Below are 22,733 nucleotides of genomic sequence, written 5' to 3'. Positions count from 1 at the left end.
CATACTGGCCTGATGCAGCAATCAGACAGTCAACCAGCCGCCATCGACGTCGCGCTCTGGCAATATCCGCAGAACGAAGGCGATGAGAAGCGCTGGATGCGGTCGCTTTCATCGAATGAGCGGGAGCGCGCCACGACCTACCGGTTCGAACGGGACCGGACCTCGTTCATTGCCGGCCGGTATCTGCTGCGGCAACGGCTGGGCGTGCATACGCAAACTCCGCCTGACAAGCTCGTGTTGGTGGCGGACGCATACGGCAAGCTGAAAGTCGCCGGTCATGATGGGCTGCAATTCAGCCTTTCCAATGCCGACGGGCTGGTGGCGGTCGCCATCGCCTCAGGATGCGAGCGCATCGGCATCGACTGTGAACGCGCCGACGCCGAAATCGAAGCGGCGGCGTTGGGAAGCTACTGCAGTCCGGACGAACGGCGTTGGCTCGATCATATGCCTGCGGGCGCAGGGCCGCGGGCAGCCGTTGCACTTTGGACGCTCAAGGAGAGCCATCTCAAGGCACTCGGGGTGGGCCTGCGCGAAGATCCCCGCAGCGTCGCCTTTTCCTGGCAGGACGGCATCCCTGTCATGGTTCAGAGCGGTGAACCGGACCGGCAATGGCATCACCGCCTGATCGAGGGCAGCGGCCAGCACGTCGTCGCGCTGGCCGTCCGCTCCCAATCAGGCTCCCCCGGCATTCATGTCCTGACGTTTCAGGATGACAGCATGCCGTCCGAATAGCCGGCCCGGAGCTGATGCGGCATGGCCGAAGCTGCCTCCGTCGCCCAGACTAGCTGTGCATTGTCGGGTTCGGCATCGAAATGCTGCCGGCCGAGAAGCGCGTTGACGATGCTTGCACTGCGCCACGCCATCAGGCTGAGCTGAGAGTCGGCGATGCCGTGGGAGTATCGGCCGGCATTCTGTGCGAACAGCCGGTTGGTCCTCGGACCTGTCCACTGCATCGTGTAGTCGTCGTTCAAGGTGGGATAGCCGTTTCTGTCGAGGCTGATCCTTTCGCTGAGCGATCCGAGCGCATCCGGCAAACGGAACCTGTAGCCGGTTGCCAGCACCACCGCATCGGCATGCAGCACCTCGATCCCGCCGTCGAAGTGGTTGCGGACGATCAGCCGATAGGCATTGCCGTTCCGCTCCATCTGGATCACATCGCGGTTCGGCGACAGAGATGCATTCAGCGTGTTCGGCTCGAGATAACGCAGCGCGTAGAGGCGGCGGTAGATCGAGTGGATCGTCGAGATCGACAGGCCGTCGCTGGTCAGGATCGAGTTCTTCAGCGCCGCCTGCTTCTGCTCGCCGCTGAGCTTCAGATAGGCCTGCACATATTCCGGCGAGAAGACCTGGTTCGAAAACGGCGTGTCGTTGATCGGCTCGAAATTGTGGCGCCGGCTGATCCAGGTCAGCTCCTTCATCGAGCTGGCATCCCCAAGCAGCGCTTCGACCACCTCCCCGCCGCTCTGGCCGCCGCCGACCACGACGATGCGGGCGGCGCGAAGATCCTTGAGACGCGACTTGGCCTCGCTGTTGTGGAAGCAATCGGACCCAAGGAAGGGTTTCGCCCAATCGGGCACGAAGGGCGAAGATCCCGTACCGATCACCAGGTTCTTCGCTTCTTCCTGGCCGTTGTCGAAGCGCAGGACGAAACGGTCGTCGCGGTGCTCCACGTCGCGGATCTCCGTTCCGTAACGCAAGCCGTCAACGCCATTGGCGACCCAGGCGAGATAGCGCGCAAATTCCTGCCGGGGAACGGCCTCGTAATTGGCGTTCAGGAAGGCATAGAGCCGCTTATGCGCCACCAGATAGGAGACGAAGGACCAGCGGCTTGTCGGTAGGACCGGGGTGACGAGGTCCTTCAGGAAGGACGATTGCAGCTCGACGCCGGGCATCATCATGCCGGGATGCCAATCGAACGAGGCTCGCCGCTCGAAGAAGCGGCTGCGCACTTCGGGCACGGATTCCAGCAGGCAGGCAAGGCTCAGATTGGAGGGACCGATGCCGATGCCGGCAAGATCGAGCGGCTCGTTGAGGGCATCCCTGCGGGTAAAAGCGACGGTCATGCGTTATCCTTCTCTGTTTCCTTGAGACGCAGGGCAAGCCTTGAGTGGAAGGCGGGAGACCCGATCATGTGCAGATGGTTGGTGCCGGTGATGATTTCGGCCGCACGCGCCCGCGGCGACAGGCGGCGCCAATCGATCAGGTTGAGGCCGCGGTTGAGGCTGTCGTCGGCCGCCCAGGGATAGATCGGCACGTCATGGGGAACGAGCCGATGCTTGCGGAAGATCAGGGCATTGTCGATCAGCACCCAGAACGTATGTTCGCGGCTGCTGATATCAGGCCCGTCGGTCGGAAGCGGATCCTTCTCATCGCCGACGAAGCGCAGAAACTGCTCGTAAGTATCCGCGTCCATCGTCGAAAGCAGCCGGTCCCATTCGGGGCGCATCGCCGTTTTCTGCAGCCATGCCTGCACGTCCCGATGCAGCGCGTCGCGTTCGCCGGGGCGGAAGCGCGGCTTGGCGCCGATCGCGAATTCCGAGCCGAGATCGCAAACGTCGACCATCGCCATCATCCTGACGTCGACCTCGTTGCCGAGAGTGCGGGCAGCCTCATAGGCGAGAAGCCCGCCCCAGGACCAGCCGAGGAAATAGCAGGGCGCACCTTTGCTATGCGTCCTGATATAATCGACATAGCTCTCGATGATCTCTTCGATCGGCGCGCCGACTTCCTTCTTTTCGGAAAGCGAATGGCAAATGAAGCCGGTCGCCGGCTGGTCGGCGCCGAGATAATCGACGAGCTTCACATATTCGCGGGTGCTGACCAGAAGCCCCGGGAAGCAATAGAGCCGCGGCTTGGCGCCGGAGGCGCGCAGCACGATCACCTCGGAAAGATCCCGCTCTTCCCCCTGCTCCATCACGCCGGCGAAGGCGCGAATGGTCGGGTTGTTGAAGATATCGGCGACCGTCAGCGGAACCTTCGGCCGGCGCTGCCGCAGCTGCGAAAGGATGCGGATCGCGCCCAGCGAATTGCCGCCGATCGTGAAAAAATTGTCCTCGACGCTGATCGCTTCCAGCTTGAGAACCTGGCGCCAGACATCCAGCACTTCTTCTTCGAGCGCAGTCGCCGGCTCGATGATGGCGCGTTTAACCGGCTGGGGTGCCGGCAGCGCGAAGCGATCGAGCTTGCTGTTCGGATTGGTCGGCATCCTCTCGAGTTCGACCACCGCCGCCGGCACCATATAGGATGGCAGGCTGCGTTCGAGTCCGGCGCGGACCGTCTCGACATCCAGCCTTTCATCCTTCTTCGGAACGACATAGGCAACCAGCGCTTTTTCGCCGCCGGCATCGTCATCGCGCAGCACGACCAGGGCTTCGCCGACGCCGGGCTGCTGGAGCAGTGCGGCCTCGATCTCGCCGAGCTCGATGCGATAGCCGCGCAGCTTGACCTGATGGTCGACGCGGCCGACGAATTCGACCGTTCCGTCCTCACGCCAACGCGTCAGATCGCCGGAGCGATAGAGCCGGCCGCCTTCGTTGGAGAACGGGTCGGGGACGAAGCGGTCCGCCGTCGTGTCCGCTTTGCCGAGATAACCGCGCGCAATGCCCTCGCCGCCGATATAGAGTTCGCCGGTCACGCCGATCGGGCACAGGTTGAGGTCGGGGTCGAGCACATAGACACGCCGCAGCCCGACGGCGCGGCCGAGCGGGGCATAGACGCCCTGGAACTTCGTGCCGGCCCTGACCTTCCAGACCATCGGCGTCATGATCGTTTCGGTCGGTCCGTAACCGTTGATCAGCCACTCCGATTTCAGCGCCCGCGACAGAAGATCGAAGGTCGACTGCGCCAGTCCCTCGCCGCCGAAGGAATAGAGCCGCATCGGCGGCGCGCAGTCGGTGATATCGGCCCATTCCGCCAGTTGCTGCAGATAGGTTGTGGGGATGCTCGCATTGTTGGCGCCATGCTTGCGCATCGCTGTCAGCGTCTCTTCCGGCGTCCACAGCGGCTGGTCGGGAAGAATGATGCTGCCGCCTTCCATCAGCGGGTTCATCCACCGCTCATGGCCGCCGTCCGAACTGAAGGGCAGGAAGGGCAGCTCGCGCGATTCCGAGCTCATGCCATAAACGCGCGAAGTATTCTGCAGATGATGCGTCAGCGGCCCGTGCTCGACGGCGACGCCCTTCGGCAATCCCGTCGATCCCGACGTGTACATGACATAGGCGAGCTGGTCCTTGTGCGTGGGGACATAAAGCGGCGTATCCGGCTCGCCGTCGAGATCGAGCTTGTCGAGATCGAGGACGATGGCATCGAGCTCCTCCGGCAGGCGATGGCGCAGCCAGCTATGGGTAAGCACGATTTTGACGCCGCCATCGCGCAGGATGTGGTGGTTGCGCACCGGCGGATGGTCTGGCTCGACCGGAATATAGGCGCCGCCGGCCTTCAGCGTCGCGAGGATGCCGACGACCGCCTCCGGCGAGCGCTTGATGAAGATCGCGACCGTCACTTCGGCGCGAACGCCGAGCTGCCGCAGCCGATGTCCGAGGCGGTTGGTGCTCGCCTCCAGCCAGCCATGGCTCCATTCCTCGTCGCCATAGACGATCGCGGTCTTGTCGGGCGTGCGGCGCGAATGGGCCGAGATCAGCTCGTGCACCGGCCTGTCGTCGTTGACGACGTCATCCTCATAGGGCGCCGACAGCCAGTCGAGCTCGTCGCTGCCCATGAGTTCGATATCCTTGATCCTGAGATCCGGCTGAGCGACGATCTGCTCCAGCACCAGGCAAAAATGCCGGGAGACACGGGCAATCAGGGCGCCGTCATAGAGATCCCCGGCATAGTCGATCAGCCCGTGCGCGGCGCCATCGGCTCGCGCCTCGATCACCAGGGAAAGCTCGCTGTCGGCGCGTGCGCCTGAAGGCTCCAGGTTCGTCGCCTGCCTTGCGACGGGGTAGGGCTCGCGGAATTCGAACAAGGCCTTGACCACGGCCTCCTGGGCGGCGGCCTCGTCGACGACCAGCTCCTGCGTGATGCGCTCCAGCGGCACGAGGCGGGCAAGCCCCTCCTCCGTCACCGACGAGATCGCCGCGACGACATCGTCGAGAGAATGCCTGGAGGTCAGCGAAAGCACGAGGGGAAGAACCTGCTCGGCGCGGCCGCGGCTGGCGAAATGTTCGGTGCGGGGCCGCGCGACGAGGAGGCCGGTCAGCAAGGCGTAGTTGCCGCTGTAGCGCGCCAGCAGAGCGCAGAAAGCGGCATGAAGCACGCGCTCGACCTGAACGCCCTTCCCCCTCGCATGCCGTTCGAGTTTATCCCAGAGGTCGGGCTCGATCGAAAACCGATGTTCGGCGCGTGCCACACCGGCCAGGCCGCCGCTGTTGAAGCGGGTCGGGAAGGTGGAGGCCGCATAGTCGAGGCCGATCGCATCGCGCCAATAGGCAAGCGCTTGCCGCGCCTCATCCGTCTCCAGCCAATCGGCCTCCCGCGCCCCGGCGGCGATTTCCACCGGATGCATGTCGCCGGCGGGTTCGCCATCGAGAATGCGGGCCAGCGAGCCGGCAAGAACGGTTTTTTCGCAGTCGTCGCAGATGATCGGATGCAGCACGATCGTCAGCAGCGACTGCCCCTCGGCAAGCCGGATGACCTGGATACGCGCACCGGGACCTTCCAAGAGATCGAAGCGCTTGTCGCGGAAAGCCTTCCGTGCGGCCGCTGCATCCGGTTCGGAAACGGCCGCGTCATCCTTGCCGAGGATTTCGATCGGCACCGCGTTCGATGCGGCGCGGTATTGCTCGATGCGGCCGCCCGCCAGCCGGCGGAAACGCGAGGCAAGTGACGGATTCTGCGCCACGAGCGCCCGGCAGGCCCCGGCAATCGTCTCGACGTCGATTGCTGCGCTCAGTCGCAGCCCGATGACCTGGTCGGGAAAGACGGTGTAATTGCCGATCTGCTCCAGCGACCAGATGCGCTTCTGCGCGATCGTCAGCGGAAAACTCTCGAAGACGGCATCCACTGCGTCGGTCGGGCGGGCATCGGCGAAATTGGTGATCTGCTTGTTCATCTTGCCATCCAAACGGTTTTCAGAGACGTGCGTCAGCGGCCATTGCCGAGCGCAGGGAGAGCGGGCGGGGATCGGTCCAGATTTCGCGGATATGGGCCAGGCATTCCTGGCGCGAACCGGCAAAGCCCGCGGCCTCCCAGCTCACCGGAATCCGCTTGTCCTGCGGCCAGACCGAGTAGTGGCGCTCGGTGTCGTAGACGACGATCCAGAGATCGTCGCGGGGCTCAAGATTGTCCATTCGAAGCTCCTGCTGAGATTGACGTCATGCGCAAATGACGGATCGGGCAGGTTGCAGTTTAGAAAATTGATGAGAATTTTTTTCTTCGCTTAACCCTAAATCGGGCCAGAGATGGATCGTCATTCTACCAAATCGGCACGGGAGCGGGCTTCATGCTCGCAGCATCAAAAGCCCTGTCGATCAAGGAGAACATCATGGATTTCGACGCCGCCAAACAAAGGCGGGCTCTGCAGTCGCGGAGCTACATCAAACTCGCCCCTAATCTCGTCCATCTGAAAGCCGCGCACGGACACCACGAAGCCGCCTTCGAGGTCGAGGCCGGCGTCGCAACGATTACCTTCTACCACGGCGAGCCGCCGCAATCGGCGGAGCTTCTGATGGCCGCCGCCGAAGCGGTGACGGCGGAGGATCGCTCGATCAAGTCGGTCGCCTTCGAAGGCCATCAGGCAAGTCTTCCCAGACATATTTCGAGCGCGGGAAAGCTCGATTCCGCGATCCTCTGGCAATGGCCGTCGCTATGGCTGCCGCAGCTCTCCTATCCGCTGCCGCCCGTACGCGAGATGACCGCGGGCCGCTATCATCCGCGCCGGCCGGCAAAGCCGAAGGGCACCGTCTACCAGCGGTTCATTCCCTGGCTGGAGCGGGACATCGCCTTCCGGGTGGCCGATCCCGAGACCGATCTTGCCGCCTTTCACCGCTGGATGAACGACGAACAAGTCAACACGATCTGGGAGGATGCGGGCTCGCTCGACAAGCACCGGGAGATCCTGGAAGAACGGCTCGCCGATCCGCATGTGCTGCCGCTGATCGGCAGTTTCGCCGATATCCCCTTCGGCTATTTCGAGATCTACTGGGCCAAGGAGAACCGCCTCGGTCCCTTCTACGATGCCGACGATTATGATCGCGGCTGGCACGTGGCGATCGGCGAACCCGATTATCGCGGCAAGAAATGGATCAGCGCCTGGCTTCCCTCGCTGATGCATTTCATCTTCCTCGACGATCCCCGCACCCAACGCATCGTCGGCGAGCCGCGCGCCAGCCACGAGCAGCAGATCCGCAATCTCGACCGCTCGGGCTTCGCCAAGGTCAAGCATTTCGATTTTCCGCATAAGCGGGCGCTTCTCGTCATGCTGACCCGCGAGCGCTTCTTCGGCGATCATCTCTGGGTGCCCGCATCATGAACGATATGAGCGAGATGAGCGGCAGCCTGCGGAAGCGGCGGCTTGCGCCGGAAGATCTTGCCAGCCCGCAGCTGTTCAGGTTGCTGCTGCGGCTCGGGCTGCCCGCCATGTTCGGCCTGTCGATCAACGCCGCGCATCACACGATCAACATGATCTTCGTCGGCATGATCGGCGAAGACCAGATCGCCGCGATCATGATCGTGCTGCCGATCCTCATGCTCGTCGCCGCCTTCGGCGAAGGCATCGGCGTTGGTGTGGCGACGGAGGTCGGACGCGCGCTCGGCGCCGGCAACCGGTCGAGAGCCAGCACCCTTGCCTCGGTCAGCCTTGCCGCCGGCATCGCCTTCGGCGCGGCAAGCGCGGTGGCGATCGTCGCCTTTCCCTCGGCCCTGCTGTTCGGCGCCACGGCCGCGATCGAGCCGCTCGCGCAGCATTATCTCCTCATCATCGCGGTCTCGATACCGCTGACGATGGCGCAGATCATTCTCGATTTCCTGGCGATCGCCGAGGGCAATGCCCGCTTCAGCATGTGGACGCTGGTCGCCTGCTTCGCGCTGAACATCATTCTCGACCCGATCATGATCTTCGGCTTCGGTCTCGGCCTGCAGGGCGTGGCGATGGCAACCATCCTCTCCCAGCTCGTGGCGCTCTCAATCTACGGCGCCTATCATGCGAGGCGGCTCGGGACGATCCGGCTGACGCTCGGCTGGCGGATCGCCGATATCAAGCACCTCAAGCCGGTCCTTGCGGTCGGCGCGCCGACGACGCTGACGAGCCTCGCAACGGCTGGCGCGATTGCTGCGATGCTGTCGGTCGCCGGCACTTATCACGGCGAAGACGGCATCGCCGGTGTCGGCATCGCCTTGCGGCTGCTCGCGGTCGGCGCACTCCCGGTCATCGGCATTTCACTCGGGGCGCAGTCGATCCTGAGCTTTGCCTGGGGCCGCGGGGATATATCCCGGGTGCTGGCGGCAGCCCGCATGCTTTCCGTGGTCACGAGCGCGGTCGGCGGCGTCTATGGACTGACGGCGATCATCTTTTCCGAGCGTCTTGCCTCGTTCTTCACCGACGAAGCTTCCGTGCTGACGATCGCCGGCCAGGCGATCATTGCAACCCATCTTCCCTTCCTGCTGTTCGGCCTGCGGCAGACCGTGCTGATCCTCTTCCAGGCTCAGGGCAGGCCGAAAGCCGCGCTTGCCGTCGGCCTGGCGCAAAACGGGTATCTTCTCTTTCCGCTGCTTGCACTCCTGCCGCCTTTCTTCGGCTTTTCCGGTCTGCTCGCGGCCATGTTCCTGGCCTCGGCGCTGACCGGCCTGCTGTCATGTTTCTGCCTGGCGAGATCGCTCAGCGCGCTCCGGCAGCCCTCGGCCGACGATCTGGCCGCCCTCAATCCCTATCCCAGCTTTTGCCCATGAGAGGATTATCATGAACCAGTCGTTCAGCCCCCGCGACCTTGGCGCCCATGCGGCCGCCGACGATCTCTTCACCCCCGTCGATCCGGCGGCATTCAACGCCGTCTCGCCGCCGATCTTCCAGACCTCGCTCTTCACCTATGACAGCTACGAGGCGATGGAGGATGTCTTCGCCGGCCGGACGCGCAACTTCATCTATTCGCGCGGCGACAATCCGACCGTCCGCGAGTTCGAACTGCTGGTTGCCCGCCTCGAGGGCGCCGAAGACGGGCGCGCCTTTTCCAGCGGAACGGCCGCCATCACCGCGACCATTCTCAGCCTGGTGGAAGCGGGCGACCGGGTCGTTGCCGTCCGCCACCTCTATAATGACGTCTACCGCCTTCTGGTGAAGCTGCTCGGCAGGCTCGGCGTCACCGTCGATTTCGTCGATCCCTCCGATCATGACGAGGTGCGCAAGGCGCTGCCGGGCGCCAAGCTGCTCTATCTCGAAAATCCGTCTTCCTTCATCTTCGAGCTTCAGGACATCGTGGCCCTGTCGGCCATGGCGAAAGAGGCCGGTGTCACGACCATCATCGATAATTCCTGGGCGACGCCGCTCTTCCAGAAGCCGATCCAGCATGGCGTCGATATCGTCATTCACGCCGCCTCGAAATATCTCGGCGGCCACAGCGATACGGTCGCCGGCGTCGTCGTCGGCACGAAGGAGGCGATCGCGAAGATCAATTCGACTTCCTATCCCTATGTCGGCGCCAAGCTCTCGCCCTTCGAGGCCTGGCTGCTGCTGCGCGGCATGCGCACGCTGCGCGTCCGCCTCAAGGAGCACGAGCGCAGCGGGCTTCTGCTCGCCGATCGGCTGAAGCAGCATCCCGACATCGCCCGCGTCCGCCATCCGGCCTTTCAGGATCATCCCGGGCGGGCGACGCTGTCAGGTTATGCCGGCCTCTTCGCCTTCGACCTGACGCCCGATATCGATGTCGCGCGCTTCGTCAACGCGCTTCGCGAAATCCGCCTCGGGGTCAGCTGGGGAGGGCCGGAAACGCTGGTCGTTCCGGCCAAGGTCGCACTGCAGATCCCTGACCGGATGACCACCTTCATCCGGTTCGGCGTGAGCGAGCAGACGATCCGTTTCGCCGTTGGGCTGGAAGAACCGGAATTGCTGTGGAGCGATTTGCAGCAGGCGCTGCACGCCGCGAAGCGGTAATATCCCGCAGGCGCTCGTGATCGGGGCGGCCGGGCTCGGCGATTGCCAGGTGGCAATGCTGCTCCGCCGCCTTGATCATGAAGTTGACGAGGGTTCTGGAGACGCCGAGTTCGGCGGCGATATCCTTCTGCGGCACACCGTTCAAACGATGACGGATGAAGGCGTCGTTGGTGCGCTTCGGCAGCGCCTCGAGCGAGGCAAGTACATCGCGCAGGGTCTCTGCGGCGACCAGTTGATCGAGAACGGTGGGGATGGGCGCCGTCATTTCTTGAACCTGGTCAATCGACCTATAGTTGTTCACCTGCTGGCGTCGTCGGCGGCTCTCGTCGAGGGCGAGATTATACACCATCCGAAATGCGTAACCGATCGGGCAACGGATGTCGTCGGTTTTGACCCCGTAAGCTTTTATCACTCCGTCCTGAAATATATCCTCAGAATATGACCTTGATTTGACAACGCTTTCAATCGTTTTAAGGAGTTTATCCTTGTTTTCGATCATGGCGTTGACCACGGCATTTCCATTCACATCACGATGCGATGCTCGCATTGTCCTGTACCCTTTTTACAAATGGAAAATCAGGCTCTGTCGTTGCTGGTGAGTGCGGTCTTGGCGTTCCTTTCTCGAAGGAAGCTACACGATGTGATTGCAGTGTCTATTTTAAGGTGATAACAGGAGTCAAGTTTAAATCGACCGAACGAAGGCGAGAAAAAATGGGACGAACAGTTGAGATCCTGACGGGCAAGGCAGAGCTCTGCCGATCGATCATGGGGGCCCTGCCCGACTGGTTTTCAGAGCCGGAAGTGATCGAGGCAAGCGCCCTTGCGGTCGAGGACCTGCCGGTGTTTGGATATATCGAAGCGGATGTCGTCACCGCCTTGATCGCCCTGAAGCCGCACCTGCCCGGCGCCGTCGAGATTGCGCTGATCGCGACGCGGCCCGAATATCATGGCCGTGGCGCCGGGCGCCATCTCGTCGATGCGGCCGAGCGCTTCGCCCATGACTCCGGCGCCCGGCTGCTGACGGTCAAGACGCTGGCGCCGCGCGGCCGCGACGAGCCGCAATTCGAAGCGACGCGGCGCTTCTATGACCGGACCGGCTTCGTCAGGGCCGAGGTCTTTCCGAAACTCTGGCATGAGGACCATCCGTGCCTCTTCATGGTCAAACCGCTCGCGGAGACGCAGCCGGGCAGGACCGCGCTTTGAGACGACGTGACTTTCTTCTTGGCGCGCTGGCGATGACCGGCGCGCCCACCATCGCGCGCGCCGGCGATGCCAACATCGTTTCGCTCGACTATGGACTGGCATCGACGATGCTGGCACTCGGCAGCGTGCCGCGCGCGATCGCTTCCCTCAGGAACTGGCCGGAATGGGTGGTCGAGCCGGCGATGCCCTCAGGCGTCGTCGATATCGGTACCACCGCCGAGATCAATCTCGAAGTCCTGACAAGTCTGCGGCCATCGCTCATCCTCAGCACGCCCTTCCTTGCGGCGCTGGACGAAAAACTGTCCCGGATCGCGCCGGTCGAAACCTTCACCGTCTATGCCGAGAATGGCGACGCGCTCGACCGCTCTTACGCCGAAACACTGCGTCTCGGCGCCATGATCGGGCGGCAGAGGGAAGCGGAGGCATTTCTGTCCCGCGCCGACGCCACGTTCGGCCGGCTGCGCGACCGGATGAAGAGCCTGTCCGCGCCGCCAGTCGCCGTCATCAACTTCATCGACCAGAGGCATGCGCGCATCTATGGCGGCCCCGGACTTTACGGCGGCGCCATGCGCCGGATCGGCCTCGAGAACGCCTGGAAAGGCGAGGCGAGCTACTGGGGATTTCAGACGATCGGCCTGGAACAGCTCGCCGAACTCGATGAAGAGGCGCATCTTGTCGTCGTTTCGCCACTGCTTCCGCCCGATGTCCTGACCCGGCTTTCCGAAAGCCCGCTCTGGACCAGCCTTCCCTTCGTCCGGCGGCAGCGGATCTCGGTCGTTCCAGGCGTGCTGATGTTTGGAATGGCCCAGGAAGCCCTGCGCTTTTCGACTTTGATGGTCGACGTTCTGGAGACTGCCGCCTGATGAAAGCGCAAATTTCCGGCTTTGGCGCGCCCGCCCTCGCGGCGCTGCTGCTGTTTTCGGGCCTCGGCCTGGCTCTCCTCGACCTGCTGCCGGCGCTGCCGCATCTGGAAGCCGCCGGCGGATACGACGCCCAACACCTTCTCCTTCTCTATTCGACGCTTCCGCGCATGGCGACGGCCCTGATCACCGGCGCCGCCCTCGCGCTCTCGGGCACGATCCTGCAGCAGGTGCTTCGCAATCCGCTCGCTTCGCCGACGACGCTCGGCGTCTCGGCCGGCGCCAATCTGGCGCTGGTATCCGTCATGCTCGCCTTTCCGTCGCTGACGGGATGGGGCCGCGACGCGGTCGCGCTTGCCGGAAGTGCTGTTGCCGCATTCGCCATCTTCTCGATCAGCGCCCGGCACGGCTTCTCGCCCTTTTCCCTCATCCTGTCGGGCATGATCATCGGCCTGTGGTGCGGCGCGGCGGCGGCCATTCTCATTCTGATGAACGATCAATATCTCTCCGGGATCTTCATCTGGGGCGCCGGATCGCTCTCGCAGCAAAGCTGGGCGATCCCGATATCGCTGCTGCCTAAGGTCGCCCTCCTCGCCGGCCTTGCCTTTCTCGCCGCGAGGCCGCTGGCGCTGAGCCAGCTCGGCGATGCTGGCGCGACGAGCCTCGGTCTGCCGATCAAATGGTCGCGCGGCGTCATCCTGGCGATCGCAATTGCGCTGAGCGCGCTGGTCACCAGTGCCGTCGGCGTCATCGGCTTCATCGGGCTGGTCGCCCCGCAGATCGTCCGGCTGGCCGGCGCACGCCGCGTCGTCAGCCAATTGATCTGGTCGCCCATTGCCGGCGCCGGCCTTCTTCTTCTGACGGATGAGGCGATCAAGCTCCTTGCTCCCGGCGACTTCGTGCCGACGGGGGCAGTAACCGCGCTGCTCGGCGGACCGATCCTGATCGCTCTGCTGCCGCGTCTGGCGACAACAACGCGCGCGCTGCCCGAGTTGGCCTCCCCACGGCATGTGGCCAGCAACGGAGCAGCAAGCTTTGCTCTGCTGTTTGCCCTGGTCGTCACATTGGCGATTGCCGCAATCTTCTTCGGCCGCGCGCCTGATGGAGCCTGGACATGGCTGCCCGCAGCCTCATGGGATGACATCCTTCCTCTTCGGCTACCGCGAGTCGCCGCCGCCTTCGGCGCGGGAGCCGTGCTTGGCGTCACCGGCCTCATTCTGCAGCGGCTGACCGGAAACGAAATGGCAAGCCCCGAGGTGCTCGGCGTATCAGCGGGAGCAACACTCGGCGTTGCCGCCTCCATGTTCGTCTTTGCTGCACCGGGACTGACTATTCAGCTTTCCTTTGCCGGCGGCGGGGCTCTCCTCGTGCTGACCTTGATCTTCCTCCTCGGCGCGCGTTCGGGCTTCGGCCCGATCCGTGTGCTGCTCGCCGGGATTGCCTTCGGCGCGATCCTCGACGCCGGGATCGGCGTTCTTGCCGCCAGCGGCGACCCGCGCGGATTGGCGCTCATCCGCTGGATGTCGGGCTCGACCTATTTCGTCGACAACACCGTTGCCGCAAGCGCCCTGCTGGTCGCGCTCGCCTGCCTGGCCGCAGCCTTCCTCGCCAGTAGATGGCTTTCCCTTCTGCAACTCGGATCGGAGACGGCGAGCGAACTCGGGCTCAGGATCGCTCCCGCACGCGGCACGTTGTTTGCGCTTTGCGCGCTCATGACGGCCGCATCCACGCTGGTCGTCGGCCCCTTGAGCTTCATCGGATTGATGGCTCCTCACTTCGCCCAAGGGCTCGGTCTTCGCCGGCCCTCCGGCCAGCTTCTCGCGGCCGCCCTGATCGGGGCGATCCTGCTCGTCATCGCCGACTGGACCGGGCGCATGATCGCCTTCCCCTATCAGCTCCCGGCAGGATTGATCTCGGCTCTCGTGGGAGCCCCGATGTTGCTCATCATTCTCAGACGAAGGTCGTGATCGCGGCCGTCTCCGAGACGGCCGGCATCTGCGTCAATGCCGCCCGTCCGGCAGCGGACAGGCTTCGCCGCAGCCGCCGACGCCCGGCAGATTGTAGCGCAGGCAGCAGACTTTACGGCGGGCGAATTCCAGCCCGCATTGCTGGCGCGCCATGCGGATCATGCCGAACATCGGGTTGCGCCCGCCGCCCGGCCACTCGGCATCGTTCAGCAGCGCCATGCCGCCCTCGACAAGGGCGGGCTCTTGGCGGTGAGCGATCTCTTTCAGGATCCAGGAGAGATAGGCTGCGGCGTTGTTCCAGAGCAGCTTCGGCGCGACGCCGGCATTGGCAGCGATCGCCGCAATGACAGGTTCGGCATGGCCGAGCATCAGCCGGTGAAGCTCGGCTGCCGGATCGGCCGCAGCCTCCGGCCGATCGGACATCACGAATGCTTCCGGCTCGCCTGTCTGCTCATTGCAGACCAGTGACAGCCGGTCCATCTCCAGCGGCAGCGCGATGCGGTTCACGAACATATGGACGCTCGGAGCGATCGTCAGCATGCTGAAATAATAGAGCGTCCACATGGAGACGATCGCGCGGCGATCGCTGCCCGGAAATTTTTCGGCATAGCGGGCGATGATGCCGTCAAACACGTCCCGATCGCCGAGATCCCTGCAGGGAATGACAATCCCGGTAGGCGGCGCAGAGGCAAGCAGCTTGCCGCGGCAATAAGAGAACGGGCCATCGCCCACCAGGCCGTCGAGGTCGACGGCCTGGTGGGCGACAGAATGATCGGCGATCGAAGGGCGAGAGACCGCCCCGTTCATCTCTGCCGCCATGGTGCTACCACCGATACTTCAGGGTGCCGGTCATGTTGCGACCCTGGCCAAGGTAGCAGAAGCCCTCTTCGCAGACCGTTTCGCGCTCATCACCGATGTTGCGGATGTTGAAGGCTGCCGTAAGTCCTTCATATTTCTTGTCGACGGCCCCAAAATCATAGGCGAGGGCTGCGTCCACATAGAAAGTTGCGGGATTCTTCGAGGTGTTGGCGACATCCGTCCAGGTCTCGCTGATGTAGCGTACGCCGGCGCCCATCGACAGACCGTTGAAGGGGTTGCTTTCCTGGAAGGTATAATTCGCCCAAAGGCTCGCAACATGGGTCGGGGTGATGGCGGGCGTATTTCCGACGTTGTCGCCCCCGGTTATTTCCGAGTCGTTGTAGGTGTATGCGGCAATAATATCGAGGCCGTCGGCGATTGCCGCGCGGGCTTCAAGCTCGATACCTTTTCCCGTCACCTCGCCCTGCGAGTCGTAGGCGAAGGTCAGCGGGTTGGCGAGCCTCGGCTTGTTTTGCTCGACGATGTGATAGGCGACAGCCGAGAGCAGGATGTCGGAGCCGAGCGGCTGGTATTTCACCCCGAGTTCGAATTGCTCGCCCTTCGTCGGCGGAAGAATCGTGTTGGTTGCCGACCGGTTGGTGACCGGATCGAAGGAGGTAGCGTAGGAAGCAAAGGGCGCGATGCCGTTGTCGAAGAGGTAAAGCGCGCCAGCCTGCACGGAGAAGGCATTTTTGTCGACGTCCTCCGAGCTGACCGTGGGCAAGGTCGAATCTCGCGTCTGGTTCACCCAGGTCTGCCGGCCGCCGAGGTTGAAGCGCCAGTTTCCGGCCTCGATCTGGTCCATGACATAAATGCCGAGCTGCCGCATGTCGGCATCGGACGCCAATATATTATAATCCGGCGTAGCGCCCGAGACTCCATAGGTCGGATTGGCGATATCGAAGTCGAATGCCGGATCTGCGGCTCCGGCGCCGTAGCCAAAGCTCGACTGGAGATTGGTGTAGTCGAGCCCGAACAGCATCGTATGCGCAAGCGGGCCTGTATCGAACTTCGCCTCGAGCTGATTGTCGACCTGGAAAACGTTCATTTCGTCCCGGATCGCGTTGGTGCCGCGATGCGCGACGGTCCCGGTCCAGCTGGTAACACCCAGGTAGCGAGCCTCCAGATCGAGATGCGAATAACGCAGGTTCTGCCGGAAGGTCAGGCCGTTGTCGAATTCATGCTCGAATTGATAGCCGACTTGCTGCTGCTTGACCTTTTGATAGTCATAGTCGGGATCGCTCGCCCTGAGATCGAGAATCCTGCCGTCCACCGTTGTGATCGCGCCGACATTGGCGTCGATCTCGTCGGACTGCGCCAGACCATACACTGTGAAAGTCGTGCCTTCATCAGGCTTCCAGGTGAAGGACGGCGCGAACAAATAGCGGTCGTCGGCAATATCGAAATTCGTGTCGCCGCGGCGGGCGACACCAACGATGCGATAGAGAAAATCGTCGTTGCCCTCGCTGATCGGCCCACCGAAATCGAACATCCCCTGCACCCGGTCCTTGGTGCCGTAGGTAATGCCGACTTCGCGGATCGGCTCCTCGGTCGGAAGCTTCGATATCTTGTTGACGAGGCCGCCCGGCGAACCGGAACCGTAAAGAACGGAAACCGGTCCCTTGATCACCTCGACGCGCTGCAGCTGATAGGGATCGGTGCGGAACATCCCATAATTGATGTAGGGCTGGCGCAATCCGTCACGATAGTCACCGACCGTCGTGGCGTTGTAGCCGCGAATGTAGATCTGGTCGAAACGCGGGTCGAAGCCGCTCGTTCCCGTCGTCACGCCGGCGGTGTAGCGCACCGCCTCGATGATCGTCTGCGCGCCGCGCTGCTCGATTTCCTTCTCGGTGGTGACCGACACGGAACGCGGCGTCTCGACGAGCGGCGTGCTGATCTTGGTCGCGCCGGCGCTGTTTTTGGCGGTGACCGACGTCCGGTCCGTCTTGCTATCAGAGGCTGCACCATGGATGACGATCGGTTCCAGCGTCGTCGCCGTGTCGCCGGTGGTGGCGCTCTGGGCGGAAGCCGGCGATGCCGCGATGCCGGTCAGGACGATCGCCGTCGTGGCAAATAAGGTATCTCTATAAATTCGTGATACATTATTAGAAACGTTCAAAAAAACACGCGCCATTGCTTGGTCCCTACGTCATAGATGCGCGCGGAACCTATGGAGCGAAGAAAGCCTTGTCAACATAAGATGATTATTTTTGTCATCTTTTAATCGATGATTTTTGCATGTGCGGCGTTCCCGAACAGGTTGCACGCGTCTTCGAGGCTCGGCCCGGTCTCTGCCTTGGGTTCAACCGCACAAACACCAAATTGGAAGTGGACAATGCGCTCGCCGGGGACGCCGTTTTTCGCGAGGGATATGCCCGACGCGCCACCACCAGCCTGACCATTTGACAGATATCCTACGGTCAGCCTTTATCGGCGATGCGAGAAAGCGACCCGGCATTGACATTGAAATCGATGAAGCCGCTCACGCGCGCACTGCTTTACGGCGGTCCATGATATCGACCTGACAGTTGCCGCCGGGAGACGCTGCCTAAGTTTGCTTAACAAACGAGCTGAGCTTTGGTTCGCCAGAGGGGCGTCGAACCGAAAACCTCTACCATCCCAGTCGGGCCGATATCTTGCTGGCGGCCTCCTTCAGCAGAACGATAAAGCGGTCGACGTCGCTTTTTTGCGTGCGGAAGGCCGGTGCGCCGACATTCACCGCGGCGATCACGGATCCGTCGAATGCCAGAACCGGCACTGAGACGGAGACGAGCTGCTCGCTCACTTCACCGTAACTCACGCAAAATCCCTGGCGGCGGATCTTATCCAATTCAGCAACCAACTTGCTTCGATCCGTAATCGTACGCTTGGTCAGCCGCGGCAAGGTCTCGGGGATCATTTGCATCTGCACCTGGGGCTGGAGATAGGCGAGAAGCACCTTGTACGAGCCTGCCGTGAGCGGCCGTCTTCGACCGATCATTGCCTGCACCCGCAAGTCGCGCATCGGTTCGAACTTTGCAATACACAGGGATTCCCCATTGTCGATGATCCTGAGCTGGGTCGTTTCATTCGCCTTCTGGCCTACTTCTTCAAGAACAGGATTGGCTATTCGCACCAGATCAACCTGCGTCGACGCCGCGGTTCCGATAATGATCGCAGTCGTCCCCAGCCGGTAAGTGCCGGTATCGCTCTTCCGCACCAGGCCGCGCCGTTCCAGTGTGCGTAACATACGCAAAATTCTCGGCTTGGTTTCACTGAGGTTCTGCGCCACCTCGGTCAGTCTGATATCCGGGTTTTTGGCGACATTCAGCAATACCTCGATGCAGACATCAACAGATTGCACGATATCGCTTTTCGACGGTGGTGTTTTGTCCATGGGATCAAAGTTTTCTCCGTGAGGAATTCCGAAAAAATGGCGGCTTCTCGAATTACGCCTATCGTAACGCGCTTGTTTTGCGTTTGACAGCCCCTTGAGGCCTCCTTACCAATTTGTGTCGAGAGTAGACGGGAACCTGCTCGCACCGACCAAATTAGGTCGGCCTAAAAACGCTAAACCGGGATGGAAGAAATGGCCGCAAAAACATTGACGCGGGCAGCGATCGGGCTGCTCGGAACGATCGCTATTCCTGCAATGGTCGCAGCACAGGAGGCCCCGCTGACGATCGGGATGTCGACGACGCCGACGACGCTGGATCCCCATGAAGACAGTTCGGCGCCAAACAATGCGACCTCGCGCCATATCTGGGACAGCCTCATAAACCTCACGGGAACGTCGGCAAATGCGCCGGAACTCGCCACCGAATGGAAGGTCGTCGACCCTACCCACTGGGAATTCAAGCTGCGGAAGGGCGTGAAATTCCATGACGGCAGCGAGTTCAACGCCGATGACGTCATCGCTTCGCTTCTGCGTGCCCGCGACAAGCCCAGCCAGAGCTTTGCTTCCTACACCCGCAATATTGTCAATGTTACGGCCACGGATCCCTATACCATCGTCGTCGAGACCAAGGTTCCGGATCCGATCCTGCTGAATTCCGTCAGCCGAATTCGCATTATCAGCGCCGATTGCAAGGAGGCGCCGGTCCAGGATTTCGACAACGGCAAGTGTGCAATCGGAACCGGGGCATATTCCTTCGTCTCCTATTCGCCAGGCAGCAACCTGACCTTGAAGCGCAATGACAGCTATTTCGCCGGCCCCTCGCACTGGTCGAACGTCACGCTCCGCTTCCTGCCCGATGACGGCGCCCGTCTGGCATCGCTTCTTTCCAACGAGATCGACATTGTCGAAACCCTTCCTGCCGATGGAATGGCACGCGTGGAAGCGAGCGATAATCTGCAGATCATCAACGGCCTGTCTTCCCGCTTCGTTTATCTTGGCCTGGATGTCAGCCGTGATGTTTCGCCTTTCGTGAAGGCTGCGGATGGTTCCGATCTCGACAAGAACCCGCTCAAGGACGAACGGGTGCGTCGCGCAATGTTGATGTCGATCAACCGGCCGGCAATCGTCGACCGCGTCATGCAGAAGAACGGCACGGTGGCCGATCAATTCGTCGCCCAAGGCTATGCGGGCTATTCCGAAAAAGTCGAGAAGGTGAGCTATGATCCCGCCGCCGCCAAGGCGCTTCTGGCCGAGGCCGGCTATCCGAATGGCTTCAGCCTGACCCTGCATGGTCCCTCTGGCCGTTACGTCAAGGATGCCGAAGTTCTGCAGGCGGTCGGCCAGATGTTCACGCGCATCGGCATCAAATCGAAAGTCGAGGTCCTGCCCTGGTCGATGTATTCGGAAGCCTATTCAAAAGGCACCTACAGCACCTATTTCGGCTCCTGGGGTGTGAACACCGGCGAAACCACCAATCCGACTGTTGCGCTCGTCGCGACGCGCGACGAGAAAAAGGGGACAGGCAGATATAACGGCGGCGGCGTGTCCGATCCGAAGATCGACGAGGTGCTGGCCAAGGCCAGTTCGACGCTCGATGAAGCCCAACGCGCGCCGCTTCTCGAGGAGCTGTCGACCGAGACCTTCAACAACCTCTGGCTCCTCCCGATGCACTACGAAAACGTCGTGCTGGGCGCAAAGAAGACCGTGTCCTACACCCCGCGCGGCGACAAATATACGCTCGCTTACGATGTAAAGCCGGCGGACTAATGCATGTCGTCCAAAAGCGTGCCGCAGTTTTGGGACAAATAAAGATTTGAAGTGCGTCGCGTCGATCCATTCGATGCGACGCGGTTTAAAACAGCAGCATGGGGCCGCACCAGGGGCCGTCCCTTTTCTTCATCTCCCAGGAGACATTCATGCAGGAACTTGGAACGGGCGAAGCCGTCGCCCGGGCGAAGGCCATCTATGACTATGGCCAGACGGCCATCTTCGCCTCTCAGGCCGATCCCCGCCTCCATATGGTGCTTTATGTGCCGCCGACGGCGGCAGATGGCCGCAAGCTCGACCTCCTGGTCGCGGTCCACGGCACCGGGCGCACGTCAGCCATCGATTTCCGCGACGGTTTTGCCGAATTCGGGCTCTACAACGACTGTGCCATCCTTTGCCCGATCTTCCCGGTTGGCGTTCTCGGTGATGGTGCGCGTTCGGGCTACAAGTTTCTCGAGGAAGGCGACATCCGCTACGATCGCGTCGTCCTTGCCATGGTCGAGGAAGTGGCCGAAAAATACCGTCAGGACTGGTCTAAATTCGCCATGTTCGGCTTCTCCGGCGGCGGCCATTTCGTGCACCGTTTCGCCATCCTGCATCCGGAAAAGCTCTGGGCGGCATCGATCGGCGCACCGGGTTCCGTCACCCTTCTGGATCCGACGCGTGACTGGTGGGTCGGCATCCGGGATCTGGAGGCGCGCTTCGGCAAGTCTTTCCGGCCCGAAGAGCTCGCCAAGCTGCCGGTGCATATGATCGTCGGCGACGCCGATCTGGAGACTTGGGAAATCACCCATAAGCCGGGCGGCAAATACTATATGGATGGCGCAAACGATGCCGGCAAAACGCGGCCCGAGCGGCTTGCCGCCCTGGCGAGCTCATTCCGCGAAGCGGGTGTCGTTGTGACGTTCGATCGTGTTCCGGGTGTCTCTCACGACCGGATGAAAGTTCTCGGTCACGTCAAGGCCTTCCTGGCAAAGGTGCTGAAAGATCGGCGCGCGAAATGAGAAATGCAACGATCGTGGCGCCTCAGCCGGAGGCAGTCGAAGCCGGCGCGGAAATTCTCGAGCGCGGCGGCAATGCCATCGACGCAGCACTCGCCTGTGCCTTCGTCCAGGGCGTGGTCGACCCGCAAATGGCGGGCATCGGCGGCTTCGGCTCCATGCATGTCTACATGCCGAAAAAGGGCGTGCACGAGATCCTCGAATTTTATGCGCGCGCGCCGCTGAAGGCTGCGCCGGACATGTGGCTCGACAAGATTAAGCACCAGAGCCGCGACGGCTTCGGCTACGTTCTTGAAGGCAATATCTCCGATATCGGCTACCTTGCCGTCTGCACCCCCGGCTCGCTGAAGGGCTATGAGACCGCGCTGCGCGACTACGGCACCTTCGAGTGGGCCGATCTCATCAAGCCGGCCATCCGGCTGACCCGCAACGGTTTCATGATCCGAAACCACATGCATTGGTATTGGGCCAAGGACCAGGCGAACGACGGTTTCGCCAACACGATCGACAAGCTGCGCTTTTCCGCAACGGGGCGGAAAACCTACTTCGACGCCGACGGCATGCTCAAGAACGTCGGCGACCTGCTCGTCAACAAGGATATGGCGCAAACCCTCGAACGCATCGCGCAAAGCGGCGGGTCGGACATTTTCTATCACGGCGACCTGGCCGAACAGATCGCCGACGATTTCAAGGCAAATGGCGGTTTGATCGATCGGGAAGATCTGGCGCGCTACGAATTGTCGAAGGTAAAGCCCGTTTGGGGCGACTATCGCCACAACCGCATTGCCACCTCACCGCCCCCGGGCTCAGGTTTCCCGATGCTGGAACTCCTGCATATCATGGAGCAGTTCGACGTCGGCTCGCTGCAGCATGGCAGCGCCGAGCATGTCCGCATCCTGTTCGAAGCCATGAAGCGAATGACGATCGACAAGGACGCGCATATGGGCGATCCCGCCTATGTCGACGTGCCTTATGAAAGGCTGCTGTCGAAAGAGCATGCGCAGGCGCATGCCCGCGCGATCAAGGCAGGCGAGGTCGCCAGCGTTTCGCGTCTTGATGGCTCGCAGCGCGACACCACCCACATCTCGGTGATAGACAAGGACGGCAACGCCGTCGCGATGACCCACACCCTCGGCAGTCCCTCGGGCGCGATCACCGATGGCCTCGGCTTCATGTATAATGGCACGATGAGCCGCTTTAATCCGGTTCCGGGCAAACCCGGCTCCATCGCGCCCGGCAAGCGGCGTCCAAGCTCGGCGGCACCGACGATCGTCTTCAAGGGTGACGAGCCCAGCATCGTCATCGGAGCGCCGGGCGGCAGCTATATCGCGCCGGCCGTTGCGCAATGCCTGATGAACATGATCGATTTCGACATGTCGGTGCTCGAAGCCGTCTCGGCGCCGAGGATCGTAGGGGTGTCAAACACGATCGACATCTGCAATCGTATTCGACACTCTGTCGAGGACGAGCTGCGGACGCAGGGCTACCAGGTGGCGCGGTCGCCGCAGACATACGCATTCGCCGCCGTCCACGCGATCAAGATTGAAGGCGGCGTCTCTAAAGGCGCCGCCGATCCGCAGCGCGACGGGATGGCGATCTCCGTCGCCTAAGGAG

General features: G+C 62.2%; 17 protein-coding genes. 10 read left to right on the top strand and 7 right to left on the bottom strand.

What is annotated here, in order from left to right:
* Nucleotides 1–12 precede the first annotated feature (12 nt).
* Nucleotides 13–732, top strand: coding sequence for a 4'-phosphopantetheinyl transferase superfamily protein (locus CO655_RS10655; protein ID WP_097664636.1), 720 nt, complete (start codon nt 13–15; stop codon nt 730–732).
* On the opposite strand, the gene CO655_RS10650 is transcribed toward CO655_RS10655, so the two are convergent.
* Genes CO655_RS10650 through CO655_RS10640 form a run of 3 tightly spaced genes read right to left on the bottom strand, consistent with a single transcriptional unit; the run spans nt 705 to nt 6,290 of the window.
* Nucleotides 705–2,063 carry a SidA/IucD/PvdA family monooxygenase gene (locus CO655_RS10650; RefSeq protein WP_097607270.1) on the bottom strand — a complete coding sequence of 453 codons (1,359 nt, stop codon included), beginning with the start codon at nt 2,061–2,063 and terminating at the stop codon, nt 705–707. The two genes, CO655_RS10655 and CO655_RS10650, sit on opposite strands and share 28 nt — an antisense overlap.
* The gene (locus CO655_RS10645) at nt 2,060–6,052 is read right to left on the bottom strand and encodes a non-ribosomal peptide synthetase (protein WP_097664679.1); all 3,993 of its coding nucleotides are present in this window, start codon (nt 6,050–6,052) and stop codon (nt 2,060–2,062) included. The genes CO655_RS10650 and CO655_RS10645 overlap by 4 nt, the downstream gene beginning before the upstream one ends.
* A gap of 19 nt (nt 6,053–6,071) precedes the next feature.
* Entirely contained in the window at nt 6,072–6,290 is a 219-nt protein-coding gene (locus CO655_RS10640) for an MbtH family NRPS accessory protein (RefSeq protein ID WP_096764123.1), read from the bottom strand.
* A 194-nt stretch (nt 6,291–6,484) separates the two neighbouring features.
* On the opposite strand from CO655_RS10640, the gene CO655_RS10635 reads away from it, so the two are divergent.
* Genes CO655_RS10635 through CO655_RS10625 form a run of 3 tightly spaced genes read left to right on the top strand, consistent with a single transcriptional unit; the run spans nt 6,485 to nt 10,084 of the window.
* The gene (locus CO655_RS10635; RefSeq protein ID WP_170965012.1) at nt 6,485–7,471 is read left to right on the top strand and encodes a GNAT family N-acetyltransferase; all 987 of its coding nucleotides are present in this window, start codon (nt 6,485–6,487) and stop codon (nt 7,469–7,471) included.
* The gene (locus CO655_RS10630; protein ID WP_096764121.1) at nt 7,468–8,886 is read left to right on the top strand and encodes an MATE family efflux transporter; all 1,419 of its coding nucleotides are present in this window, start codon (nt 7,468–7,470) and stop codon (nt 8,884–8,886) included. The genes CO655_RS10635 and CO655_RS10630 overlap by 4 nt, the downstream gene beginning before the upstream one ends.
* A gap of 10 nt (nt 8,887–8,896) precedes the next feature.
* Entirely contained in the window at nt 8,897–10,084 is a 1,188-nt protein-coding gene (locus CO655_RS10625; RefSeq protein ID WP_096764120.1) for a PLP-dependent transferase, read from the top strand.
* Here the strand turns inward: CO655_RS10625 and CO655_RS10620 are convergent.
* Nucleotides 9,975–10,631, bottom strand: a complete 657-nt coding sequence (locus CO655_RS10620; protein ID WP_096764119.1) for a sigma-70 family RNA polymerase sigma factor — start codon at nt 10,629–10,631, stop codon at nt 9,975–9,977. The two genes, CO655_RS10625 and CO655_RS10620, sit on opposite strands and share 110 nt — an antisense overlap.
* A 164-nt stretch (nt 10,632–10,795) precedes the next feature.
* On the opposite strand from CO655_RS10620, the gene CO655_RS10615 reads away from it, so the two are divergent.
* Genes CO655_RS10615 through fhuB form a run of 3 tightly spaced genes read left to right on the top strand, consistent with a single transcriptional unit; the run spans nt 10,796 to nt 14,114 of the window.
* Complete coding sequence (locus tag CO655_RS10615) at nt 10,796–11,287, top strand: GNAT family N-acetyltransferase (protein WP_096764118.1); 492 nt, start codon at nt 10,796–10,798, stop codon at nt 11,285–11,287.
* Between the two features lie 32 nt (nt 11,288–11,319).
* Nucleotides 11,320–12,150 carry an iron-siderophore ABC transporter substrate-binding protein gene (locus tag CO655_RS10610; RefSeq protein WP_097664635.1) on the top strand — a complete coding sequence of 277 codons (831 nt, stop codon included), beginning with the start codon at nt 11,320–11,322 and terminating at the stop codon, nt 12,148–12,150.
* Entirely contained in the window at nt 12,150–14,114 is a 1,965-nt protein-coding gene (gene fhuB, locus CO655_RS10605; RefSeq protein ID WP_097664634.1) for a Fe(3+)-hydroxamate ABC transporter permease FhuB, read from the top strand. Before CO655_RS10610 ends, fhuB begins: the two co-directional genes overlap by 1 nt.
* 33 nt (nt 14,115–14,147) lie before the next feature.
* On the opposite strand, the gene fhuF is transcribed toward fhuB, so the two are convergent.
* The 3 genes from fhuF to CO655_RS10590 all read right to left on the bottom strand — a co-directional run bounded on the left by fhuF (nt 14,148) and on the right by CO655_RS10590 (nt 18,351).
* Nucleotides 14,148–14,933, bottom strand: coding sequence for a siderophore-iron reductase FhuF (fhuF, locus tag CO655_RS10600; protein WP_097664633.1), 786 nt, complete (start codon nt 14,931–14,933; stop codon nt 14,148–14,150).
* 4 nt (nt 14,934–14,937) lie between these two features.
* On the bottom strand, nt 14,938–17,109 hold the full coding sequence (locus CO655_RS10595) for a TonB-dependent siderophore receptor (protein WP_097664632.1): 2,172 nt from the start codon (nt 17,107–17,109) through the stop codon (nt 14,938–14,940).
* Between the two features lie 477 nt (nt 17,110–17,586).
* Nucleotides 17,587–18,351, bottom strand: coding sequence for an IclR family transcriptional regulator (locus CO655_RS10590; RefSeq protein ID WP_010033788.1), 765 nt, complete (start codon nt 18,349–18,351; stop codon nt 17,587–17,589).
* Between the two features lie 192 nt (nt 18,352–18,543).
* Between CO655_RS10590 and CO655_RS10585 the strand changes: the two genes are divergently transcribed.
* The 3 genes from CO655_RS10585 to ggt all read left to right on the top strand — a co-directional run bounded on the left by CO655_RS10585 (nt 18,544) and on the right by ggt (nt 22,729).
* Nucleotides 18,544–20,118 carry an ABC transporter substrate-binding protein gene (locus CO655_RS10585; RefSeq protein ID WP_097664631.1) on the top strand — a complete coding sequence of 525 codons (1,575 nt, stop codon included), beginning with the start codon at nt 18,544–18,546 and terminating at the stop codon, nt 20,116–20,118.
* A gap of 149 nt (nt 20,119–20,267) precedes the next feature.
* Nucleotides 20,268–21,122, top strand: a complete 855-nt coding sequence (locus CO655_RS10580) for a hydrolase (RefSeq protein WP_097664630.1) — start codon at nt 20,268–20,270, stop codon at nt 21,120–21,122.
* Entirely contained in the window at nt 21,119–22,729 is a 1,611-nt protein-coding gene (ggt, locus tag CO655_RS10575; protein WP_097664629.1) for a gamma-glutamyltransferase, read from the top strand. Before CO655_RS10580 ends, ggt begins: the two co-directional genes overlap by 4 nt.
* Nucleotides 22,730–22,733 lie beyond the last annotated feature (4 nt).

The organism is Rhizobium sp. M1, from assembly GCF_002531805.1.
GTDB classification, from domain to species: domain Bacteria; phylum Pseudomonadota; class Alphaproteobacteria; order Rhizobiales; family Rhizobiaceae; genus Rhizobium; species Rhizobium etli_C.
Note: the sequence above shows the minus strand (reverse complement) of the source record. Positions and strands in the feature narration are given on the sequence as shown.

Bases quoted from the DNA above. Each gene is read 5' to 3' on its own strand.
- CO655_RS10590 (WP_010033788.1), bottom strand. From the start codon at position 18,351: ATGGACAAAACACCACCGTCGAAAAGCGATATCGTGCAATCTGTTGAT.
- fhuF (WP_097664633.1), bottom strand. From the start codon at position 14,933: ATGGCGGCAGAGATGAACGGGGCGGTCTCTCGCCCTTCGATCGCCGAT.
- ggt (WP_097664629.1), top strand. From the start codon at position 21,119: ATGAGAAATGCAACGATCGTGGCGCCTCAGCCGGAGGCAGTCGAAGCC.
- CO655_RS10595 (WP_097664632.1), bottom strand. From the start codon at position 17,109: ATGGCGCGTGTTTTTTTGAACGTTTCTAATAATGTATCACGAATTTAT.
- CO655_RS10645 (WP_097664679.1), bottom strand. From the start codon at position 6,052: ATGAACAAGCAGATCACCAATTTCGCCGATGCCCGCCCGACCGACGCA.
- CO655_RS10610 (WP_097664635.1), top strand. From the start codon at position 11,320: ATGACCGGCGCGCCCACCATCGCGCGCGCCGGCGATGCCAACATCGTT.
- CO655_RS10640 (WP_096764123.1), bottom strand. From the start codon at position 6,290: ATGGACAATCTTGAGCCCCGCGACGATCTCTGGATCGTCGTCTACGAC.
- CO655_RS10635 (WP_170965012.1), top strand. From the start codon at position 6,485: ATGGATTTCGACGCCGCCAAACAAAGGCGGGCTCTGCAGTCGCGGAGC.
- fhuB (WP_097664634.1), top strand. From the start codon at position 12,150: ATGAAAGCGCAAATTTCCGGCTTTGGCGCGCCCGCCCTCGCGGCGCTG.
- CO655_RS10585 (WP_097664631.1), top strand. From the start codon at position 18,544: ATGGCCGCAAAAACATTGACGCGGGCAGCGATCGGGCTGCTCGGAACG.
- CO655_RS10630 (WP_096764121.1), top strand. From the start codon at position 7,468: ATGAACGATATGAGCGAGATGAGCGGCAGCCTGCGGAAGCGGCGGCTT.
- CO655_RS10620 (WP_096764119.1), bottom strand. From the start codon at position 10,631: ATGCGAGCATCGCATCGTGATGTGAATGGAAATGCCGTGGTCAACGCC.
- CO655_RS10615 (WP_096764118.1), top strand. From the start codon at position 10,796: ATGGGACGAACAGTTGAGATCCTGACGGGCAAGGCAGAGCTCTGCCGA.
- CO655_RS10580 (WP_097664630.1), top strand. From the start codon at position 20,268: ATGCAGGAACTTGGAACGGGCGAAGCCGTCGCCCGGGCGAAGGCCATC.
- CO655_RS10625 (WP_096764120.1), top strand. From the start codon at position 8,897: ATGAACCAGTCGTTCAGCCCCCGCGACCTTGGCGCCCATGCGGCCGCC.
- CO655_RS10650 (WP_097607270.1), bottom strand. From the start codon at position 2,063: ATGACCGTCGCTTTTACCCGCAGGGATGCCCTCAACGAGCCGCTCGAT.
- CO655_RS10655 (WP_097664636.1), top strand. From the start codon at position 13: ATGCAGCAATCAGACAGTCAACCAGCCGCCATCGACGTCGCGCTCTGG.